Genomic DNA, 23,519 nt, shown 5'->3' on the forward strand with positions numbered 1-23,519 from the left:
GGGAACCTTCCTGTGGTGGATCAAGCTCGTCTCAGCGGTCGCCCAGGCGGCCGAGCTCGTTGTCGATGAACGCGAGGACCTCGTCGGCGCTGGCCGACTCGAAGTCGTCGGCGACGTCCGGGCCGGTGGGATCCGGTGCGGTGCCGCGCACCTTGTCGAGCATCCGGCCCAGGCGCAGGGCGAGGCCCGCGCGGGTGATCTCGTCCGGGTCGTCCGCCGCCGCCGCGAGGAGCGCGTCGAGCCGGTCGAGTTCGGCGAGCAGGGACGGCCCCTGCGGGGTGTCGTCGCCGGTCAGTTCGGAGACGAAGTGTTCGGCGAGGGCCGTGGGGGTCGGGTAGTCGAAGACCAGGGTGGCCGGGAGGCGCAGTCCGGTCGCGGTGGACAGGTGGTTGCGCAGTTCCAGCGCGGTCAGGGAGTCCAGGCCCAGTTCGCGGAACTCCCGGGTGACGTCGACGGCCTTCGGGGAGGCGTGGCCGAGGACCCTGGCGGCCTGTTCGCGGATCAGGTCGGTGACGCGGCGGACCCGGTCGGCGGCGTCGAGTCCGGCGAGTTCGGCGCCGAGTGCCGCCGCGGCGCCGGCCGCGTCGGTGGCGGCAGCGGTGCGGCGGCCGCTGCGGACCATGGAGCGGAAGAGGGGCGGCAGGTCCTCGGGAGCGGCACCGCGCATGGCGCCGGGGGCGAGGCCGACCAGGACGAGGAAGGTCTCGTCCGAGCCACGGGCGATGTCGAACAGGTCGAGGCCCTGCTCGACGGCGAGCGGCGGCAGCCCGCCGGACTGCATGCGGCGCATGTCGGTGTCGGACAGGGTGCTGGTCATGCCGCCGTCGTGGGCCCACGGTCCCCAGGCGAGCGAGGTGCCGGCCAGGCCGAGTGCACGGCGGTGGCGGGTGAGGGCGTCCAGGAACGAGTTGGCCGCGGCGTAGTTGCCCTGGCCGGGGCTGCCCATGACGCCCGCGATGGACGAGAAGGGCAGGAACGCGGCGAGGTCGAGGTCGCGGGTCAGTTCGTGCAGGTGCCAGGCCGCGTCCACCTTCGGCCGCAGGACGGCCGCGAGGCGTTCGGGGGTGAGCGAGGCGATCACGCCGTCGTCGAGGACGCCCGCGGTGTGGACGACCGCGGTGAGCGGGTGCTGTGCCGGTACGGAGCCGATGAGGGCGGCGGTGGCGTCGCGGTCGGTGGTGTCGCAGGCGGCGACGGTCACCTCGGCGCCCAGTTCGCGCAGTTCCGCAGCGAGTTCGGCGGCGCCCGGGGCGTCCGTGCCGCGGCGGCTGGTGAGCAGCAGGTGGCGCATGCCGGCGGTGGCGAGGCGGCGGGCGAGGTGTCCGCCGAGGGCGCCGGTGCCGCCGGTGATGAGGACGGTGCCCTCGGGGTTCCAGCGGGGCGGCATGGTGAGCACGATCTTGCCCACGTGCTTGGCCTGGCTCATGAACCGGAACGCCTCACGGGCCCTGCGCACGTCCCAGGTGCGTACCGGCAGCGGCCGGAGCGCGCCTTCGGCGAACAGGTCGAGCAGTTCGCCGAGGAGGCCCTTGTTGCGTTCGGGTCCGGCTTCGCCGAGGTCGAAGGCGCGGTAGCGCACGCCACCGCCGACCGACTCCGGGTCACGGACGTCCGTCTTGCCCATCTCCAGGAACCGCCCACCGGGCGCCGTGATCCGCAACGAGGCGTCCACGAACTCACCCGCCAGCGCGTTCAGCACCACATCCATCCCACGGCCACCCGTGACCGCACGGAACTTCTCCTCGAAGCCCACATCACGCGAGGACGCGATGTGATCCCCGTCCAGACCCATGCCCCGCAGAACGTCCCACTTGCCCTCACTGGCCGTCGCGAACACCTCGGCACCCAGATGACGCGCCAACTGCACCGCCGCCATCCCCACACCACCGGCACCCGCATGGATCAGCACCCGCTCCCCCGCCGACAGACCGGCGAGATCACGGAAGGCGTACAGCGCGGTGAGGAACACCAACGGCACCGAGGCGGCCTGCTCCTTGGTCCAGCCTTCGGGGACGCGGGCCAGGTAGTGCTCGTCGGCGACGACGACGGGGCCGAAGCCGCCGGGCACGGTGCCCAGGACGCGGTCGCCGGGCACGAGGCCGGTGACGGCCTCGCCGACGGCGGTGACCGTGCCGGTGGCTTCGGTGCCCATCGGGCCGGACTCTCCGGGGTACATGCCGAGCGCGTTCAGCACGTCGCGGAAGTTCAGGCCGGTGGCGTCCACGTCGATGCGTACCTCGTGGGCGCCGAGCGGTGCCAGGACTTCCGGGCAGGGGGCCAGGACGAGGTTGTCCAGGCTGCCCTTGCCGGTGGTGTCGAGGCGCCACGGCACCCCGGTCGGCGCGAGCAGGCCGGGCGCGGTGGCGAGCCGGTCGAGCCGGCCGACGAGGGCGGTGCCCCCGCGTACGGCGAACTGGGCGTCACCGGTGGCGAGCAGCCCCGGCAGGCCCGGCAGCAGGGCCCGCAGGGCGTCGGGGGCGGCCGGTGCGCCGGACCGTGCGGAGGCGGTCGTCGCGTCCGGGTCCACGGCCGGGTTCGGGTCCAGGTCCAGCAGGACGAACCGGTCGGGGTTCTCGGACTGGGCGGAGCGCACCAGGCCCCAGGCGGCTGCCGCCGCGAGGTCGTGGACCGTCTCCGTGTCGTCCGCGGCGACCGCGCCCCGGGTGACGAACACCAGACGGGAGTGGTCGAGTCCTCGGGTGTCCAGCCACTCCTGGACGAGGCTCAGGGTGCGGGTGGTCAGCGCGTGGACGGCGCCGGGCACGTCGTTCCCGGTGGCGTACGGGTCGCCGGCGTCGGCAGGGCTGTCGGACGTCCCGCCGAGGGGTACGAGGACGAAGTCCGGGGCGGCGGAGGTGTCCGCGTCGGCGGCGGTGAGGTCGGCGAGGGAGGTCAGGCTGCCGCCGGCGCCGAACACGTCCTCGCCCAGGACCGTGGCGGTCAGGCCCTCGGTGGGCTTGACCTCGGGGGCGGCGGTCCAGTCGAGCCGGAACACCGGCTCCTGACCGCCGGTGGTCACCGGGGCGCGGGGGACGCTCGGGGCGCGCAGGACCAGGGACCGGGCGGAGAGCACCGGGGCGCCCTCGGCGTCGGCTGCGGTCAGCCGGACCGACTCGTCGCCGAGCCGGGTGATCCGCACCCGCAGGGTGGTCGCGCCGCCGGCGTGCAGGGAGACGCCGTTCCAGGCGAACGGCAGCAGCGGATGGTCGGCGCTGCCGACGCCGAGGTAGCCGTTCGCGTGCTGGACGGCGTCCAGCAGGGCGGGGTGCATCCCGAAGTACTGGGCGTCCCCGGCGATCTCCTCGGGAAGCGTGACCTCCGCGAACGCCTCGTCCCCGCGGACCCACACCTGGCGCAGCCCGTGGAAGGAGGGCCCGTACTCGGTGCGACTGTAGTCGCCGTCGAATCCCACGGACGCCGCGTCGGCCGGCGGCCAGACGGGAGCCTCGAAGGGGTCGCTGTGCTCCTCGACGGCGAGGACACCGTCGGCGTGCCGGGTCCAGGGACCGTCGACGGCGTCGGAGGGGCGGGAGTAGAAGGTGAGCGAGCGGGAGCCGTCGTCGTCGGGTGCGCCGATGACGACCTGGACGGAGGTGGGCACCTTCTCGTCGAGGACCATCGGGGCGGCCAGGACGAGTTCCTCGACGCGGGCGCAGCCGACCTGGTCGCCGGCGCGGATCGCCATCTCCAGGTAGCCGGTGCCGGGCATGATGACCGTTCCGCCCACCTTGTGGTCGAGCAGCCAGGGGTGGACCTGCAAGGAGATCTGGCTGGTGAACAGGGCTCCCTCGGAGTCGGCGAGCGGGACGGCGGCGCCGAGGAGGGGGTGGTCGGCGGAGATGAGGCCCGCCGTGCTGATGTCGCCGGTGAGGGCGGCCGGGCGCGGCCAGTAGCGTTCGCGCTGGAAGGCGTAGGTCGGCAGCTCGGTGCGGCGGGCTCCGGTGCCGTGGAACCAGGCGGCCCAGTCGACGTGCACGCCGCTGACGTGGAGTGCGGCGAGGGCGGTGAGCAGGGCGGTCTCCTCGTCGCGGTCCTTGCGCAGGGCCGGGACGGCGACCGCCTCGTCCCGCTCGTCGGCGTCCAGGACGCGCTGGGTGAGGGCGGTGAGGACGCCGCCGGGGCCGATCTCCAGGTAGGCGTCGGCACCCGCTTCGGCCAGGGCGCGTGCTCCGTCGGCGAAACGGACGGTGGCGCGGACGTGGTCCACCCAGTACGCGGGAGTGGTCAGCTGCTCCGGCTCCGCGACCGTACCGGTGACGTTGGAGACGACCGGGATGCGCGGTTCGGTGTACTCCAGGGTCTCGGCGACGCGGCGGAACTCCGCGAGCATCGGCTCCATCAGCGGCGAGTGGAAGGCGTGACTGACCGACAACCGCTGGGTCTTGCGGCCCCGGGCGACGAACCCGGCGGCCACGGCCAGGACTTCGCCCTCCTCACCGGACAGCACGACGGAGTCCGGTCCGTTGACCGCGCCCAGGGCGACCCCCGGCGTCAGCAGCGGCGCGACCTCGGCCTCGGTCGCCTGCACCGCCACCATCGCCCCACCCGCCGGCAACTCCTGCATCAACCGGGCCCGCGCCGCCACCAGAGCACACGCGTCCTCCAGCGAGAACACCCCCGCCACATGCGCGGCAGCGATCTCACCCACGGAATGACCCGCGACGAACTCCGGGACCACGCCCCACGACTCCACCAGCCGGAACAACGCCACCTCGACCGCGAACAACGCGGGCTGGGCGTACCCGGTGGTGTCCAGGAGGGCGGCCTCGGGCGTCCCCTCCGGCGCGAACAGCACCTCGCGCAGCGGACGGGCCAGTTCGGTGTCGAGGCGTGCCATGACCTCGTCCAGCGCGTCGGCGAAGACCGGGAAGCGCGCGTACAGCGCACGCCCCGTCCCGGCCCGCTGCGAGCCCTGCCCGGAGAACAGCATCGCGAGGCCACGGTGGGCGGCCCGGCCGCGGGCGACCTCGGCCGGGGCGCCGTCGGGCCCGGCGAGCAGCACGGCACGGTGGTCGAACCGGGTGCGGCCGGTGGCGAGGGAGAAGCCCACGTCGAGCGGTTCGGCGCCGGTGAGCGCCGTGACACGCGCGACCTGGGAGTCCAGGGCCTGGCCGGACTTGGCCGACACCGGCCACGGCACGACGGACGGGGTGGCCCGCGGACCGTCGGCGGTCACCGGCTCGTCGGGCTCGTCGGCCTCGGGGGCCTGCTCGATGATGGTGTGCGCGTTGGTCCCGCTGATGCCGAAGGACGAGATGCCCGCCCGCCAGGGCCGCCCCGTCTCGGGCCAGGCCGTCTCCTCGGTGAGCAGCCGGATCGCCCCGGCCTCCCAGTCGACGTGCGTGGACGGCCGGTCGATGTGCAGGGACCTGGGCAGGGTGCCGTGGCGCATCGCCATGACCGTCTTGATGATGCCGGCGACACCGGCGGCGGCCTGGGTGTGCCCGATGTTCGACTTGATGGAGCCCAGCAGCAGGGGCCGTTCGGGGTCGCGGTCCTGGCCGTAGGTGGCGAGCAGAGCCTGCGCCTCGATGGGGTCGCCGAGCGGGGTGCCGGTGCCGTGACCCTCGACCGCGTCCACGTCGGCGGGGGTCAGGCCGGCGGTGGCCAGGGCCTGGCGGATGACGCGCTGCTGGGACGGCCCGTTGGGCGCGGTGAGACCGTTGGAGGCGCCGTCCTGGTTGATGGCCGAGCCCCGGACGACGGCCAGGACCTCGTGCCCGTTGCGGCGGGCGTCCGAAAGACGCTCCACGACGAGCAGACCGACGCCTTCGGACCAGCCGGTGCCGTCGGCCGCGTCCGCGTACGCCTTGCAGCGGCCGTCGGTGGCCAGGCCGTTCTGGAGGGTGAACCCGGAGAACGCGGACGGCGTGCTCATCATGGTGATGCCGCCCGCCACGGCCAGGTCGCACTCGCCGGCGCGCAGGGCCTGCATCGCCCAGTGCAGGGCGACCAGCGAGGAGGAGCAGGCGGTGTCGACGGTGACCGCCGGGCCCTCCAGGCCGAAGGTGTAGGCGAGGCGGCCGGAGACGACGCTCGCGGCCAGGCCGGTGCCGGCGTGACCCTCCAGGTCTTCCCGGCTGTTCATGACGAGGGTGGAGTAGTCCTGGCCGTTGGTGCCGACGAACACGCCCGTGCGGCTGCCGCGCAGCCCGTCGGGGTCGATGCCCGAGCGTTCGAACGCCTCCCACGTGGTCTCCAGCAGGAGCCGCTGCTGCGGGTCCATCGCCAGGGCCTCGCGCGGCGAGATGCCGAAGAAGGCGGCGTCGAACTCGGCGGCCCCGGCGAGGAAGCCGCCGTGCAGGGTGGCGCTGCGGCCTCGGCCGTCGGCGCCCCCGGTCGTCAGTGTGGCGAGGTCCCAGCCGCGGTCCTCGGGGAAGGCCTCGATCCCGTCGCGGCCCTCGCTGAGCATCTTCCACAGGTCCTGCGGGGAGCGCACCCCGCCGGGCAGGCGGCAGGCCATGCCGACGATGACGACGGGGTCCTCGGCCAGGGCGGCCGCGGCGGCCGGGTCGGGAGCGGGACTGCCCTGCTCGCCCAGCAGTTCGGCCACGAGGTGCTCGGCGAGCGCCTGCGCGGTCGGGTAGTCGTACACCGTGGTGGCGGGCAGCCGCAGCCCGGTGGCGAGGGCGAGCCGGTTCGGCAGCTCGATCGCGGTGAGCGAGTCGAAGCCCAGGTCGCGGAAGTTCCGGTCGGGGGCGACGGCCTCCGGGCCGGGGTGACCGAGGACGAAGGCCGCGTGAGTGCGCACCAGGTCCGTGATGAGCCCGGTCCGCTCGTCGGCGGGCAGGTCGCGCAGCCGGCCCACGAGCCCGGACGCGGTGCTCCTGGTCCGGTCCCGCGTGTCCTCGGCATCGGCCAGTGCCTGCCGGGCCTCGGGCAGGTCGCGCAGGAGCGCGTTGCCGCGCATCCCGATGAGACCGTCCAGGACCTGCGGCTGACGCGGGTCGAGGAGCACGGTCACGGCCTCCGGCCGGGTGACGGCCTGCCGCAGTGCGGCCACCGCCAGGTCGGGGTGGACGGCCGGGTGGCCGACGGCACGCCGCGCGGGCCTCCCCTCGCCCTCGGACCGTTGCGCGTCCGCGGGGGCGTCGGGCTCGTCGCCGACCCAGGCGCCCCAGGCCACCGAGGTGGCGGGCAGGCCCGCGTCGCGTCGGTGCCGGGCGAGCGCGTCGAGGACGGCGGTGGCCGCGGCGAGGTTGGCGCGGCCGGCCGTGCCGACGGCGCCGGCGACGGAGGAGCACAGGACGAACGCGTCCAGGTCCAGGTCCCGCGTCAGTTCGTGCAGGTGGAGGGCGGGCACGGTCCTGGCACGGTGCGGGGCGGCGTACCGCTCGGGGGTGAGTTCGTCGAGGACGCCGTCGTCGACGACCCCGGCGGCGTGCACCACCGCGGTGAGCGGGAGGTCGGCCGCGATGTCCGCGAGGACGCCGGCCAGTGCCTCACGGTCGGCCGCGTCACAGGCGATCAGGGTGGCACGGGCACCCAGTCCCTCCAGCTCGGCGCGAAGGTCGTCGGCGCCGGGCGCCTCGGGGCCGCGCCGGCTCAGCAGCACCAGGTGCTCGGCGCCCGCGGTCGCGAGCCGGCGGGCCAGGTGGGCGCCCCGGCCGCCGGTGCCGCCGGTGACGAGGACCGTGCCGCGCGGTTCCCAGCCGGTGTCGGGAGCCGTGTCCGGTGCCGGGACCAGGCGGCGACCGAAGACCGCGGAGGCGCGGACGGCGACCTGGTCCTCGCCGTCGTGGCCGGCGAGGACGGCGGCGAACCGGCGGGCGGTCCGCTCGTCCAGCTCGGCGGGCAGGTCCACGAGACCGCCCCAGGCGGCGGGGTGTTCCAGCGCGGCGACCCGCCCGATGCCCCACACGGCCGCCTGGACGGGAGCGGTGAGCGCCTCGGAGGCGGCCACGGCGACCGCTCCCCGGGTCACGCACCACAGGGGTGCGGCGACGCCGGCGTCGAGGAGGGCCTGGAACAGGACCGCGGTCGCGACGGCGGGCGCATCGGTCCCGTCCTGCAGCGCGGCGGCCTCCGACGAGTCGGCGAGGGCCAGCAGGGACACCACGCCCGTCAGGACGGAGCCGTCGGCCGAGAGCCCGCGCAGCCGTCCGGCGAGCGTCTCCCGCCCGGCGGTGTCCTCGGGGCCGAGGGTGAGGCGTACGACATCGGTGCCGACGGCGTCGAGCACGGCGGAGGTCCACGGGTCCTCGGCCAGTGCGGAGGGCACCACGGCCAGCCAGGTGCCGGAGGGCACGGGCGCGTTGGCCGGCAACGACAGTGGCTTCCACGCCTCCTGGTGCCGGTGGGAGTCGACCCTCGCCTGGTCACGCCGCCTGCGCCGCCAGGTGGACAGGGCGGGCAGCACGGCGCCCAGCGCGTCGGTGTCCACGTCCAGGTCGGAGGCGAGACCGGTCAGGTCCTCCCCCTCGACGGCCGTCCAGAAGGCGTGGTCCAGCGGATCGGCGCTCCCGGCACCTTCGCTGGGGCGCCGGGTGTCGGGCCAGTAGCGGGCGCGCTGGAAGGCGTAGGTGGGCAGGTCGGCTCGTCGGGCACCGGTGCCGTCGAAGACACGGGCCCAGTCGACCCGGGACCCCTCTACCTGGAGTCGGGCCAGCGCGGTGAGCAGCGCGGACTCCTCGTCGTGGTCCTTGCGCAACGCGGGTACGACCACCGCTCCGGCGGCGGCGTCGATGTTCTGCTGGGCGAGGGCGGCCAGGACGCCGCCGGGGCCGATCTCCAGGAAGGCGTCCGCACCGGCATCGGCGAGGGCACGTACTCCGTCGGCGAAACGGACGGTCGCGCGGACGTGGTCCACCCAATAGGCGGGAGTGGTCAGCCGGCCCGGCTCGGCCACCGTACCCGTGACGTTGGAGACGACCGGGATGCGCGGTTCGGCGTACTCCAGGGTCTCCGCCACGTGACGGAAGGCATCCAGCATCGGCTCCATCAGGGCCGAGTGGAAGGCGTGACTGACCGACAGCCGCTGCGTCTTGCGCCCCTCGGCCGTGAACTCGTCTGCCAGCGCGGACGCCTCTGCTTCGGGACCTGCGATGACCACGGAGTCCGGGCCGTTGACCGCCGCCACGGACAGACCACCGGTAAGGCGGTCGACGACCTCGGCCTCGGTCGCCTGGACGGCCACCATCGCGCCACCCGCCGGCAGCTCCTGCATCAACCGGGCCCGCGCCGCCACCAGCGTGCACGCGTCCTCCAGCGAGAACACCCCCGCGACGTACGCGGCCGCGATCTCACCGACGGAATGACCCGCGACGAACTCGGGGACCACGCCCCACGACTCGACCAGGCGGTAGAGGGCGACCTCGAAGGCGAACAGGGCGGGTTGCGTGTACCCGGTGGTGTCGAGAAGCGCCGCCTCCGCACTGCCCTCCTGCGCGAACAGCACCTCACGCAAGGGACGTTCCAGGTGCGGGTCCAGCAACGACAGCACCTCGTCGAGCGCTCCCGCGAACACCGGGAAACGGGCGTACAGGTCACGCCCCATCCCCACCCGCTGCGACCCCTGACCGGAGAAGAGAAGGGACAGCCTGCGCTCGACGGCCCGCCCCCGGGCCACCTCCACCGGCTCCCCCGCGCCGTCGACGGAGGCCAGCAGGACCGCGCGGTGCTCGAAGGTGGAGCGCTCGGTGGCGAGCGTCAGGCCCACGTCCAGTGGTGTGGGACCGGTGACGGAGGTGATCCGGGCGAGCTGTGCGTCCAGCGCCTCCGGGGACTTCGCGGACACCGGCCACGGGACGACGGCGGGAGCCGCCTCCGGTTCGGCGACGGGCACCGGCTCGTCGGCCTCGGGGGCCTGCTCGATGATGGTGTGCGCGTTGGTCCCGCTGATACCGAAGGACGACACGGCCGCGCGGCGCGGACGTCCGGTCTCCGGCCAGGGGGTGGTCTCGGTCAGCAGGCGTACGTCGCCCTCGGTCCAGTCGACGTGCGTGGACGGCCGGTCGATGTGCAGGGACCTGGGCAGGACGCCGTGCCGGAGCGCCATGACGGTCTTGATGACGCCGGCGACACCGGCGGCGGCCTGGGAGTGGCCGATGTTCGACTTGATGGAGCCCAGCAAGAGCGGCCGGTCCTCGGGCCGGTCCTGACCGTACGTCGCGAGCAGGGCCTGCGCCTCGATGGGGTCGCCCAGGGTGGTACCCGTGCCGTGCGCCTCGACCGCGTCCACGTCGGCGGGGGCGAGTCCGGCGCCGGCGAGGGCCTGGCGGATGACGCGCTGCTGGGACGGCCCGTTGGGCGCCGTCAGACCGTTGGAGGCACCGTCCTGGTTGACGGCCGAGCCGCGCAGGACCGCGAGGACCGGGTGACCGTTGCGGCGGGCGTCGGACAGCCGCTCCACGACCAGCATGCCGACGCCCTCGGACCAGCCCGTGCCGTCGGCGGCGTCCGCGAAGGCCTTGCAGCGACCGTCGGGGGCGAGGCCGCCCTGCCGGGTGAAGCCCGCGTAGCCCATGGCGGTGGACATGACGGTGACGCCGCCGGCGAGGGCCAGGTCGGCTTCGCCGGAACGCAGCGCGTGCGCCGCCCAGTGGAGGGCGACCAGGGAGGACGAGCAGGCGGTGTCGATGGTGACCGCCGGGCCCTCCAGTCCGAACGTGTAGGACAGGCGCCCGGAGATGACGCTGGTGGCGAGGCCGGTGGGGGCGTGTCCCTCGGCGTCCTGACGGGAGTTCATGACGAGGGTGGTGTAGTCCTGGCCGCTGGTGCCGACGAAGACGCCGGTGCGGCTGCCGCGCACGGTGGCCGGGTCGATGCCGGCGCGTTCGAACGCCTCCCAGGTGGTCTCCAGGAGCAGGCGCTGCTGCGGGTCCATCGCCAGGGCCTCGCGCGGCGAGATGCCGAAGAACCCGGCGTCGAAGTCGGCCACGTCGTACAGGAAGCCTCCCTCGGAGGTGGCGCTGCGGCCGTGGCCGCCCTCGCCGCCCCGCCGGAGGGTCTCCAGGTCCCACCCTCGATCGGTCGGGAAGGCGGAGATCCCTTCGCCGCCTTCGAGGACCAGCTGCCACAGCTCCTCGGGGGAACTGACGCCGCCGGGCATCCGGCAGGCCATGCCTACGATGACGACCGGGTCCTCGGCCAGGGCCGCGGAGACGGGGACCGGGGCGGCCGTGCCGGTGGCGCGTTGCTCGTCGAGCAGGGCGGAGACCAGGTGCTCGGCGAGAACGGTGGGCGTGGGGTAGTCGAAGACCAGGGTCGCGGGGAGGCGCAGGCCGGTGGCCGTGGTCAGCCGGTTGCGCAGTTCGACCGCGGTGAGCGAGTCGAAGCCGAGGTCGTGGAAGTCGCGTTCGGCGTCGATGGCCTTGACCGAGGAGTGCCCGAGGACCGGGGCGGCCTCGGCGCGGACCAGGTCGACCGCGAAGCGCAGGCGCTCCTCCTCCCGCAGGTCGAGGAGTTGGCGGGTGACGGCCGCGGCGGTGCTCGCGCCGCCGACGGCGGTCGCGGCGGTGCGGCGGGTGCCGCGTACCAGATTGCGCAGCAGCGGGGGCACCTCGCCGGGCATCCTGCTGTTGCCGGAGGCGCCGATCGGCACGAGGTACGGCTCGTCGGAGACGGTCGCGGCGTCCCACAGGGCGAGGCCCTGGTCGACGGTGAGGGGCGGTGCGGCGGCCGCCGTCATGCGGCGCGCGTCCGTGTTGGAGAGGGTGCCGGTCATGCCGACGGTCTGTTCCCAGGCACCCCAGGCCAGCGACAGACCCGGCAGCCCCTCGGCCGCACGCCGCTGGGCCAGCGCGTCCAGGAACACGTTGGCCGCCGCGTAATTGGCCTGCCCCGCACTGCCCATCACACCCGACACCGAGGAGAACACCACGAACGCCGCCAGACCCGACCCACGCGTCAACTCGTGCAGATGCCAGGCCGCATCCACCTTCGGACGCAGCACACCCGACAACCGCTCCCCCGACAACGACGTCACCACACCGTCATCGAGAACACCCGCCGTATGCACCACCGCCGTCAGCGGATACTCCGCCGGCACCGACGCCAGCAACCCCTCCACCTGCGCACGATCGGCCACATCACACGCCCGCACCTCGACGACCGCGCCCAGCCCCTCCAACTCCGCACACAACGCGTCCACACCCACGGCCGCCGGACCACGCCGCGACACCAGCAGCAGACGACGCACCCCACGCGACTCCACCAGATGACGGGCCAGCACCCGGCCCAGACCACCCGTACCACCCGTCACCAGAACCGTGCCCTCGGGGTTCCAGCGCGACGGCATCCGCAACACGATCTTGCCCACGTGCTTGGCCTGGCTCATGAACCGGAACGCCTCACGCGCCCGCCGCACATCCCACACCCGCACCGGCAACGGACTCAACACACCCGAGTCGAACAAGGCCAGCAGCTCGGCCAGCAGTTCACCGGTACGGTCCGGTCCGGCTTCGCCGAGGTCGAAGGCGCGGTAGCGCACGCCACCGCCGACCGACTCCGCATCGCGGATGTCTGTTTTGCCCATCTCCAGGAACCGCCCACCGGGCGCCGTGATCCGCAACGAGGCGTCCACGAACTCACCCGCCAGCGCGTTCAGCACCACATCCATCCCACGGCCACCCGTGACCGCACGGAACTTCTCCTCGAAGCCCACATCACGCGAGGACGCGATGTGATCCCCGTCCAGACCCATGCCCCGCAGAACGTCCCACTTGCCCTCACTGGCCGTCGTGAACACCTCGGCACCCAGATGACGCGCCAACTGCACCGCCGCCATCCCCACACCACCGGCACCCGCATGGATCAGCACCCGCTCCCCCGCCGACAGACCGGCGAGTTCGGTGAGTCCGTAGAGGGCGGTGAGGAAGACGAGCGGCGTCGAGGCCGCCTCCTCGTCGCTCCAGCCCTCGGGGACGCGGGCGAGGAACCGTTCGTCGATCAGCGCGTCGGTGGCGAGGCCGCCGGGCACCATGCCCATCACCCGGTCGCCGACCGAAAGACCGGTCACCTCGGGACCCACGGCGGTCACGACACCGGTCGCCTCGGCGCCGAGCAGTCCGGCCTCACCGGGGTACATGCCGAGCGCGTTCAGCACGTCACGGAAGTTCAGACCGGCGGCCCGCACCTCCACTCGGACCTGCCGGCCCTCCGGTGCCTCCAGCACCTCGGGGCAGGCGCGCAGCGTCAGCGCGTCCAGGTTGCCCGGGGCGGTGGTGTCCAGGCGCCACGGGCCCTCGGCGGGCGGCAGCAGGCCGGGGCCCGCGACCGCACGGTCCAGCCGCGCCACCAGCACCGCGCCGTCCCGGACCGCGAACTGGGCGTCGCCGTCCGCGAGCGGCGCGGGCAGCTGCGCCAGGACGTCCTCGACGGGAGTGGCCTCGTCCAGGTCGACCAGGGCGAATCGGCCCGGGTTCTCGGAGTGCGCGGCGCGGACCAGACCCCAGACGGCGGCGGCGGGCAGGTCCTCGACCCGGTCCCCGGGGCCGGCCTGGACGGCACGGCGGGTGACGAACACCAGCCGGCAGTCGGCGAAGCGCTCCTGGGCGAGCCACTCCTGCACCAGACCGAGGGCGCGTGCGGTGAGCGTGTGGGTGGCGAGGGGCACGTCACGGCCCTCGGTCCCGTCGCCGGTGTCACCGAGGAACGGTACGCAGACGAGGTCTTCGTCGCCGGTGAGCCCGCTCAGGGCGGCTGCGGCGCCGTCCTCGCCCGGTGCGGCGACGGTGGCGTACCGGAAGGAAGGGGTGGCGTCTCCGGACCTCGGGGCCTCCGCGGTCTCCGGGGCACCCGGGGCTTCCGGCAACGGCGACCACACCAGACGGAGCAGCGAGTCAAGCTCCGGACGGCGGGTGGCGGGGGCCTGCGTCCCCGCAGGCACGCGGAGCACCAGCGACTCGGCCGACAGGACGGGCGCGCCCTCGACGTCGACGGCGGCGATGGACACCGTTTCCTCGGCGGTACGCGCGACCCGGAAGCGGACCACGGAGGCGCCGCCCGCGTGCAGCGACACCCCAGCCCACAGGAACGGCAGCAACTTGTGCTCGTCGTCCAGACCGGCGAAGCCGACGGACTGGACGGCGGCGTCGAGCAGCGCCGGGTGCATGCCGTAGTAGCCGGCGTCGTCTGCCTGGGACGGCAGCGTCGCCTCGACGAAGGCCTCCTCGTCACGGGTCCAGACGGCGCGGATGGTGCGGAAGACGGGACCGTACTCGGTGCGCTCGTAGAAGCCTTCCAGGTCGACGGCGACGGCGCCCTCCGGCGGCCAGACCGAGGTGTCCAGGGGCAGGACGGCGGCGCCGGTGGTCAGGACGCCGGAGGCGTGCTCGGTCCAGGTCTCCTCGGGGGCGTCGGCCGGCCGGGAGTACAGGCTGACCCTCCGGGAGCCGCCCTCGTCAGGGGCGCCGACCCACACCTGTACGACGACGGCGGCGTCGTCGTCGGGCAGCAGGAGCGGCGTGGCGAGGGTGAACTCCTCGACCCGGTCGCAGCCGACCTCGTCCCCGGCGCGGACGGCCAGTTCCAGGAAGCCGGTGGCGGGGAACAGCACCATGCCGCCGCCGACGGTGTGGTCGGCGAGCCAGGGGTGGGTGGAGAGGGAGAGGCGCCCGGTGAACAGGACCCCCTCGGAAGCGGCGAGGGCGGTGGCGGCACCGAGCAGCGGGTGCTCGGCGGGGCGGAGCCCGGCGCCGGTGACATCACCGGTGTGCGTGGCCGGGCGCGGCCAGTAGCGCTCGTGGTGGAAGGCGTACGTCGGCAGCGCGACGCGGCGCGCAGCGGTCCCCTCGAAGCAGCGGGCCCAGTCGATGTCCGTGCCGACCACGTGGAGTCGGGCCAGCGCGGTGAGCAGCGCGGACTCCTCGTCGCGGTCCTTGCGCAACGCGGGGACGACCACCGCTCCGGCGGCGGCGTCGATGCTCTGCTGGGCGAGGGCGGCCAGGACGCCGCCGGGTCCGATCTCCAGGAAGGCGTCCGCACCGGCATCGGCGAGGGCACGTACTCCGTCGGCGAAACGGACGGTCGCGCGGACGTGGTCCACCCAATAGGCGGGAGTGGTCAGCTGGCCCGGTTCGGCCACCGTACCCGTGACGTTGGAGACGACCGGGATGCGCGGTTCGGCGTACGCCAGAGTCTCGGCGACGCGGCGGAACTCCGCGAGCATCGGCTCCATAAGGGCCGAGTGGAAGGCGTGACTGACCGACAGACGCTGGACCTTGCGCCCCTCGGACGCGAACTCGTCCGCCAGCGCGGACACCTCGGCCTCGGCGCCCGCTACGACCACGGACTCCGGGCCGTTGACCGCCGCCACGGACAGACCACCGGTAAGGCGGTCGACGACCTCCGTCTCGGTCGCCTGGACGGCCACCATCGCGCCACCCGCCGGCAGCTCCTGCATCAACCGGGCCCGCGCCGCCACCAGCGTGCACGCGTCCTCCAGCGAGAACACCCCCGCCACATACGCGGCCGCGATCTCACCGACCGAGTGCCCCGCGACGAACTCGGGGACCACGCCCCACGACTCGACCAGGCGGTAAAGGGCGACCTCGAAGGCGAACAGGGCAGGCTGCGTGTACCCGGTGGTGTCGAGAAGCGCCGCCTCCGCACTGCCCTCCTCCGCGAACAGAACCTCACCCAAAGGACGTTCCAACTGCGGGTCCAGCAACGACAGCACCTCGTCGAGCGCCCCCGCGAACACCGGGAAACGGGCATACAGCTCACGCCCCATCCCCACCCGCTGCGACCCCTGACCGGAGAACAGCACCGCGAGCGAACGCTCCACGGCCCGCCCCCGGGCCACCTCCACCGGCTCCCCCACACCGTCGATGGAGGCCAGCAGAACCGCGCGATGCTCGAAGGAGGAGCGCCCGGTGGCCAGGGAGAAGCCCAGGTCCAGCGGGGAGGCGTCGTGCGCGGTGATCCGGTCCAGTTGTCCGGGCAGGGCCTCTTCGGTGCGGGCGGAGACGGGCCACGGCACGACGGCCGGGACGACCGCGGGCTCGTCCGGGTCCGTAAGGGCCTCCGGCTCGGCGGTGGCCGGCTCCGGCTGCTCGAGGATCACATGGGCGTTGGTGCCGCTGAGGCCGAAGGAGGAGACACCCGCACGCCAGGGGCGCCCGGTTTCCGGCCAAGGGGTCTCCTCGGTGAGCAGCCGGACCGCCCCGGCCTCCCAGTCGACGTGCGTGGACGGCCGGTCGATGTGCAGGGACTTGGGCAGGGTGCCGTGGCGCATGGCGAGCACCATCTTGATGACGCCCGCGACGCCCGCGGCGGCCTGGGTGTGGCCGATGTTCGACTTGATGGAGCCCAGCAGCAGCGGGCGCTCGGGGTCACGGTCCTTGCCGTAGGTGGCGAGCAGGGCCTGTGCCTCGATGGGGTCGCCCAGGGTGGTGCCCGTGCCGTGCGCCTCGACCGCGTCCACGTCGACGGCGGTGAGCCCTGCGCCGGCCAGTGCCTGGCGGATGACGCGCTGCTGGGACGGCCCGTTGGGCGCGGTGAGACCGTTGGAGGCGCCGTCCTGGTTGATGGCCGAGCCGCGCAGGACGGCCAGGACCTCGTGGCCGTTGCGGCGGGCGTCGGAGAGCCGTTCCAGGACGAGCAGGCCGACGCCCTCGGACCAGCCGGTTCCGTCGGCCGCGTCCGCGAAGGCCTTGCAGAGACCGTCGCCGGCCAGGCCGCCCTGCCGGGTGAACCCGGAGAAGTTCATCGGGGTCGAGAGAATGGTGACGCCGCCGGCCAGGGCGAGGGAGCTTTCCCCGCTGCGCAGCGACTGGGCGGCGAGGTGGAGCGCAACGAGCGAGGAGGAGCAGGCGGTGTCGACGGTGAGTGCCGGTCCCTCCAGGCCCAGGGCGTAGGAGACGCGTCCGGAGATGACGCTGGTGGCGAGGCCGGTGCTCGCGTGCCCCTCGACGTCCTCACGGGAGGTCATGACGAGGTTGGCGTAGTCCTGGCCCGTGGTGCCCACGAAGATGCCGGTGGCGCTGCCCCGCAGGCCCGCCGGGTCGATGCCGGCGCGTTCGAACGCCTCCCAGGAGGTCTCCAGGAGGAGCCGCTGCTGCGGGTCCATCGCCAGGGCCTCGCGCGGCGAGATCCCGAAGAACCCGGCGTCGAAGCCACCGACGTCCTGCAGGAAGCCGCCGCGCCGGGTGGCGCTGACACCGCGGCTGTCGTGACCGCCGCCGAACAGGGCGTTCAGGTCCCAGCCGCGGTCGGTGGGGAAGTCGGTGATGCGGTCCTCACCGTCGGCGAGCATCCGCCACAGGTCGTCCGGTGTGGCGATGCCGCCGGGCATCCGGCAGGCCATGCCGACGATGACGACCGGGTCCTCGGCGACGTCGGCCGCCACGACGGGCGTGCCGGTCTCGCCGTGCTCGTCGAGGAGTTCACCCACCAAGTGCTCGGCGAGGCCGTGCGGGGTGGGGTAGTCGAAGACCAGGGTGGCGCTGAGCCGCAGGCCGGTGACGGTGGTGAGGCGGTTGCGCAGTTCGACCGCGGTGAGCGAGTCGACGCCCAGCTCGCGGAACTCCCGTCCAGGTTCGACGGCCTTGGCGGAGGAGTGGCCGAGTACGGCGGCGGCCTCGGCCCGCACCAGTTCGACGGTGTGGCGGACCCGTTCGTCCGCCGGCATGTCCAGGAGGCGGCGGGCGAGGGCGGCAGCGGTGCTCGCGCCCCCGCCGGCGGTCGCGGCGGTGCGGCGGGTGCCGCGTACCAGATTGCGCAGCAGCGGCGGGACCTCGCCGGGCATCCTCCTGTCGCCGGAGGTGGCTCCGACCGCGACGACGAGGGGTTCGTCGGAGCCGGTGGCCGTGTCGAAGAGGGTGAGTCCGCGTTCGACGGGGAGCGGCGCGGCGCCGGAGGCGGCGATGCGCTGCATGTCGGTCTCGGAGAGGGTGCCGGTCATGCCGACGGTCTGTTCCCAGGCACCCCAGGCCAGCGACAGACCCGGCAGCCCTTCGGCCGCACGCCGCTGGGCCAGCGCGTCCAGGAACACGTTCGCCGCCGCGTAATTGGCCTGCCCCGCACTGCCCATCACACCCGACACCGAGGAGAACACCACGAACGCCGCCAGACCCGCGCCACGCGTCAACTCGTGCAGATGCCAGGCCGCATCCACCTTCGGACGCAGCACACCCGACAACCGCTCCCCCGACAACGACGTCACCACACCGTCATCGAGAACACCCGCCGTGTGCACCACCGCCGTCAGCGGATACTCCGCCGGCACCGACGCCAGCAACCCCTCCACCTGCGCACGATCGGCCACATCACACGCCCGCACCTCGACGACCGCGCCCAGCCCCTCCAACTCCGCACACAACGCGTCCACCCCCACGGCCGCCGGACCACGCCGCGACACCAGCAGCAGACGACGCACCCCCCGCGACTCCACCAGATGACGGGCCAGCACCCGGCCCAGACCACCCGTACCACCCGTCACCAGAACCGTGCCCTCGGGGTTCCAGCGCGACGGCATCCGCAACACGATCTTGCCCACATGCTTGGCCTGGCTCATGAACCGGAACGCCTCACACGCCCGCCGCACATCCCACACCCGCACCGGCAACGGACTCAACACACCGTCGATGAAGAGGCCGACGAGGTCGCGGAGCATCTCGTGGATGCGTTCGGGTCCGGCTTCGCCGAGGTCGAAGGCGCGGTAGCGCACGCCACCGCCGACCGTCTCCGGGTCGCGGATGTCGGTCTTGCCCATCTCGAGGAACCGCCCACCGGGCGCCGTGATCCGCAACGAGGCGTCCACGAACTCACCCGCCAGTGCGTTCAGCACCACATCCATCCCACGGCCACCCGTGACCGCACGGAACTTCTCCTCGAAACCCACATCACGCGAGGACGCGATGTGATCCCCGTCCAGACCCAGCCCCCGCAGAACGTCCCACTTGCCCTCACTCGCCGTCGCGAACACCTCGGCACCCAGATGACGCGCCAACTGCACCGCCGCCATCCCCACACCACCGGCACCCGCATGGATCAGCACCCGCTCCCCCGCCGACAGACCGGCGAGATCACGGAAGGCGTACAGCGCGGTGAGGAACACCAACGGCACCGAGGCGGCGGTCTCGTCGTCCCAGTCGGCGGGGACGACGGAGAGATAGCGCTCGTCGACGAGGGCGGTGTCGGCGAGGCCGCCGGGCACCATGCCCATCACCCGGTCGCCGACCGAAAGACCGGTCACCTCGGGACCCACGGCCGTCACGACACCGGTCGCCTCCGACCCGAGGAGTCCGGCCTCACCGGGGTACATGCCGAGCGCGTTCAGCACGTCACGGAAGTTCAGACCGGCGGCCCGCACCTCCACTCGGACCTGCCGGCCCACCGGCGCCTCCAGCACCTCGGGGCAGGGAACGAGGGCGAGGCCGTCGATGCGGCCGGGCGTGGTGTTGTCGAGGCGCCAGGGCAGTCCGGGGACGGGCAGCAGGCCCGCGCCGGTGGTGAGCCGGGCGAGGCGGGGCACCAGGACGGTGTCGTCCCGGACGGCGAACTGGGTGTCGCCGTCCGCCAGCAGGGCGGGGAGCCGTGCCAGGACGCCGTCGGCGGGGGCGTCCGTTCCGGCGTCCAGGTCGAGCAGGGCGAAGCGGCCGGGGTTCTCCGCCTCGGCGCCGCGGACCAGGCCGTGCGCGGCGGCGGCCGCCAGGTCCCGTACCGTGCCGTCGCTTCCGGCGGCGACGGCTCCGCGGGTGACGAACACCAGTCGTGCGGTGCCGGGGGCATCCAGCTCCAGCCACTGCCGGACCAGTCCGAGGGCGTGGGCGGTGAGGGTGTGGGCCGCCGCGGGGGTGTCGCCGTCGGGGGTGTCCAGCGGGACGAGCACCAGGTCGGGGGCCGGGGTGAGGGCGGCGGCCTCGGCGAGGGTGGTCACCGGGGTGGGCCAGGAGGTGCCGGCGCCGAGCGTGACCGGGTGTACGGCGGTGGTGGCGGTGTCGTCGGGGACGGGCAGCCACTCCAGGCGGAGCAGTCCGTCCTGTGCGCCGCGGTGCAGGGCCGGGGCGTGCGGCGTCGAGGGGGCGCGCAGGCTCAGCGACTCGGCGGAGAGCACCGGGGCGCCCTCGACGTCGACGGCGGCGATGGACACCGTGTCCTCGCCGGTGCGGGCGACGCGGACCCGGACGACGGAGGCTCCGCCCGCGTGCAGGCAGACTCCGGACCAGGAGAACGGTACGAGCTTCTTGCCGTCGCCGAGGCCGGCGAAGCCGACGGACTGGACGGCGGCGTCGAGCAGGGCGGGGTGCATGCCGTAGTACTCGGCGTCGTCGACCTGCGCGGGGAGCGCGACCTCGACGAACGCCTCGTCGGCGCGGGTCCACACGGCCCGCAGGCCCTGGAACACCGGTCCGTACTCGGTGCGCTCGTAGAAGCCTTCCAGGTCGGCGGCGACGGCACCGCGGGGCGGCCACACGGTGGCGTCGAAGCCCGCGGTGCGCTCGCCCTCGGCGAGGAGGCCGGAGGCGTGCTCGGTCCAGCGCTGTTCGGGGTCGTCGACGGCCTGGGAGTAGACGGTGACCGGGCGCGACCCGTTCTCGTCGGGTGCGCCGACCCAGACCTGGACGACGGCGGCGGAGTTCTCGGTGAGGACGAGGGGCTTGGCGAGGGTGAGTTCGTCGACGCGGTCGCAGCCGACCTGGTCGCCGGCGCGGACGGCGAGTTCCAGGAAGCCGGTGGCGGGGAAGGCCGCCATGCCGCCGACGGTGTGGTCCATCAGCCAGGGGTGGGTCTGGGCGGAGAGGCGTCCGGTGAACAGGACGCCGTCCGTTCCGGCCAGGGAGACGGCGGCGCCGAGCAGCGGGTGTTCGGCGGAGACCAGGCCCGCGGCGCTGACGTCACCGGCGGCGGCCATGAGCACCGGCCAGTAGCGCTCGTGCTGCCAGGCGTAGGTGGGCAGGTCGGTGCGGCGGGCCCCGGTGCCGTGGAAGCAGGCGGACCAGTCGACGTCGACGCCGGCCGTGTGCAGCCGGGCCAGCGCGGTGAGCAGACAGCGTTCTTCGGCGCGGTCCTTGCGCAGTGCCGCCACGGCCAGCGCGCCGGTGCCGGTGCCGGTGTCGAGGCTCTGCTGGGCGAGGGCGGTGAGGACGCCGTCGGGTCCCAGTTCGACGAAGGCGTCCGCTCCGGCGTCGGCGAGGGCGCGTACTCCGTCGGAGAAGCGGACGGTGGCGCGGACGTGGTCCACCCAGTACTCGGGGGTGCTCAGCCGGTGCTCGTCGTCGAGGGTGCCGGTGACGTTGGAGACGACCGGGAGGAGCGGCTCGTGGTAGGTGAGGCTCTCGGCGACGCGGCGGAACTCCGCGAGCATCGGCTCCATCAGCGGCGAGTGGAAGGCGTGACTGACCGACAACCGCTGGGTCTTGCGGCCCCGGGCGACGAACCCGGCGGCCACGGCCAGGACTTCGCCCTCCTCACCGGACAGCACGACGGAGTCCGGGCCGTTGACCGCGCCCAGGGCGACCCCCGGCGTCAGCAGCGGCGCGACCTCGGCCTCGGACGCCTGCACCGCCACCATCGCCCCACCCGCCGGCAACTCCTGCATCAACCGAGCCCGAGCCGCCACCAGCGCACACGCGTCCTCCAGCGAGAACACCCCCGCCACATACGCGGCAGCGATCTCACCCACGGAATGCCCCGCGACGAACTCCGGCGTGACACCCCACGACTCCACCAGGCGGTAGAGGGCGACCTCGAAGGCGAACAGAGCGGGCTGGGTGTAGCCGGTGCTGTCGAGGAGGGCCGCCTCGGGGGTGCGGCGCCCGGCGAACAGGACGTCGCGCAGCGGCCGGTCCAGGTGCGGGTCGAAAAGGCCGCACGTCTCGTCGAGGGCGGCCGCGAACACCGGGAAGCGGGCGTGCAGTTCACGTCCCATGCCGGCGCGCTGGGAGCCCTGGCCGGAGAACAGCACGGCGAGGGTGCGTGCGGTGGCGTGGCCCCGGGCCGCTTCGGTGGTGGTGCCGTCGACGCCGGTGAGCAGGACGGCACGGTGCTCGAAGGTGGAGCGCCCGGTGGCCAGGGAGTGTCCGATGTCGAGGGGGGTGGCGCCGGTGAGGGCGGTGAGGCGGGTGATCTGGTCGTCGAGGGCGGTCTCGGTGCGGGCGGAGACCGGCCAGGGCACGACGGCCGGGACGAGCGCGGCATCGGGCTCGGGCGCGGCGGACGGTTCCGGTTCGGCGGCCGGTTCGGCCTGTTCCAGGACGACGTGGGCGTTGGTGCCGCTGATGCCGAAGGAGGAGACGCCGGCGCGGCGCGGGCGGCCGGTCTCGGGCCAGTCGGTGCGGTCGGTGAGCAGGCGTACGGAGCCGGAGGACCAGTCGACGTGCCGGGACGGGTGGTCGGCGTGCAGGGTCTTCGGCAGGACCCCGTGGCGCATGGCCATGACCATCTTGATGACGCCGGCGACACCGGCGGCGGCCTGGGCGTGTCCGATGTTCGACTTGACGGAGCCGAGCAGCAGCGGGTGCTCCGGGTCGCGGTCCTGGCCGTAGGTGGCCAGCAGGGCCTGTGCCTCGATGGGGTCGCCGAGGGGGGTGCCGGTGCCGTGCGCCTCGACCGCGTCCACGTCGGCGGGGGTCAGGCCGGCGCTGTCCAGGGCCTGGCGGATGACGCGCTGCTGCGCGGGCCCGTTGGGCGCGGTGAACCCGTTGGAGGCGCCGTCCTGGTTGACGGCGGAGCCGCGGATCACGGCGAGGACGGGGTGGCCGTTGCGGCGGGCGTCGGACAGCTTCTCCAGCAGGAGCATGCCGACGCCCTCGGACCAGCCGGTGCCGTCGGCCTCGTCGGAGAAGGCCTTGCAGCGGCCGTCGCCGGCCAGTCCGCCCTGGCGGCTGAACTCCATGAGCGAGCCGGGGGCGGACATGACGTTGACGCCGCCGGCCAGGGCGAGGGTGCACTCGCCCGCGCGCAGCGCGTGGGTGGCGGCGTGCAGGGCGACGAGCGAGGAGGAGCAGGCGGTGTCGACGGTGACCGCCGGCCCTTCCAGGCCCAGCGTGTACGACAGCCGTCCCGAGGTGGCGCTGGCGGCGATGCCGGTACCGATGTCGCCGGTGGCGTCGCTCAGGGAACGGATCAGCAGGTAGGCGTAGTCCTGGCCGTTGGTGCCGACGAAGACACCGGTGGGGCTGGAGCGCAGCCGCCGGGGGTCGATGCCGGCCCGTTCGATCGTCTCCCAGGTGGTCTCCAGCAGGAGCCGCTGCTGCGGGTCCATGGAGACGGCCTCGCGCGGGGAGACGCCGAAGAAGCCGGCGTCGAAGTCGGCGACGCCGTCGAGGAAGCCGCCCTGCTGGCTCACGGAGTGGCCGCGGGCGTCGACGCCCGCGTCCCGCAGGGCGTCCAGGTCCCAGCCTCGATCGGTGGGGAAGCCGGAGACGGCGTCGGTGCCGGAGGAGACGAGGTCCCACAGGTCCTCGGGCGAGTTGACTCCCCCGGGGTAGCGGCAGCTCATCGCGACGACCGCGATGGGTTCCGAGGCCGCGGCGGCGAGTTCGCGGTTCTGCCGCCTGAGGCGCTCGGTCTCCTTGAGCGAGGCCCGGAGAGCTTCGACTACTTTTTCGCTGGGCGTGGTCATGATGGCTCCG

At 73.8% G+C, this 23,519-nt stretch carries 1 protein-coding gene; it reads right to left on the reverse strand.

What is annotated here, in order from left to right; genetic code table 11:
- Window positions 1–31 precede the first annotated feature (31 nt).
- Entirely contained in the window at window positions 32–23,509 is a 23,478-nt protein-coding gene (locus ACLIN4_RS01340) for a type I polyketide synthase (protein ID WP_411575400.1), read from the reverse strand.
- Window positions 23,510–23,519 lie beyond the last annotated feature (10 nt).

Source organism: Streptomyces mutabilis (assembly GCF_046628145.1).
Taxonomy (GTDB): Bacteria; Actinomycetota; Actinomycetes; order Streptomycetales; family Streptomycetaceae; genus Streptomyces; species Streptomyces mutabilis.

What these genes read in the sequence shown, in the direction of transcription:
- ACLIN4_RS01340 (WP_411575400.1), bottom strand. Translation starts at nt 23,509, where the DNA reads ATGACCACGCCCAGCGAAAAAGTAGTCGAAGCTCTCCGGGCCTCGCTC.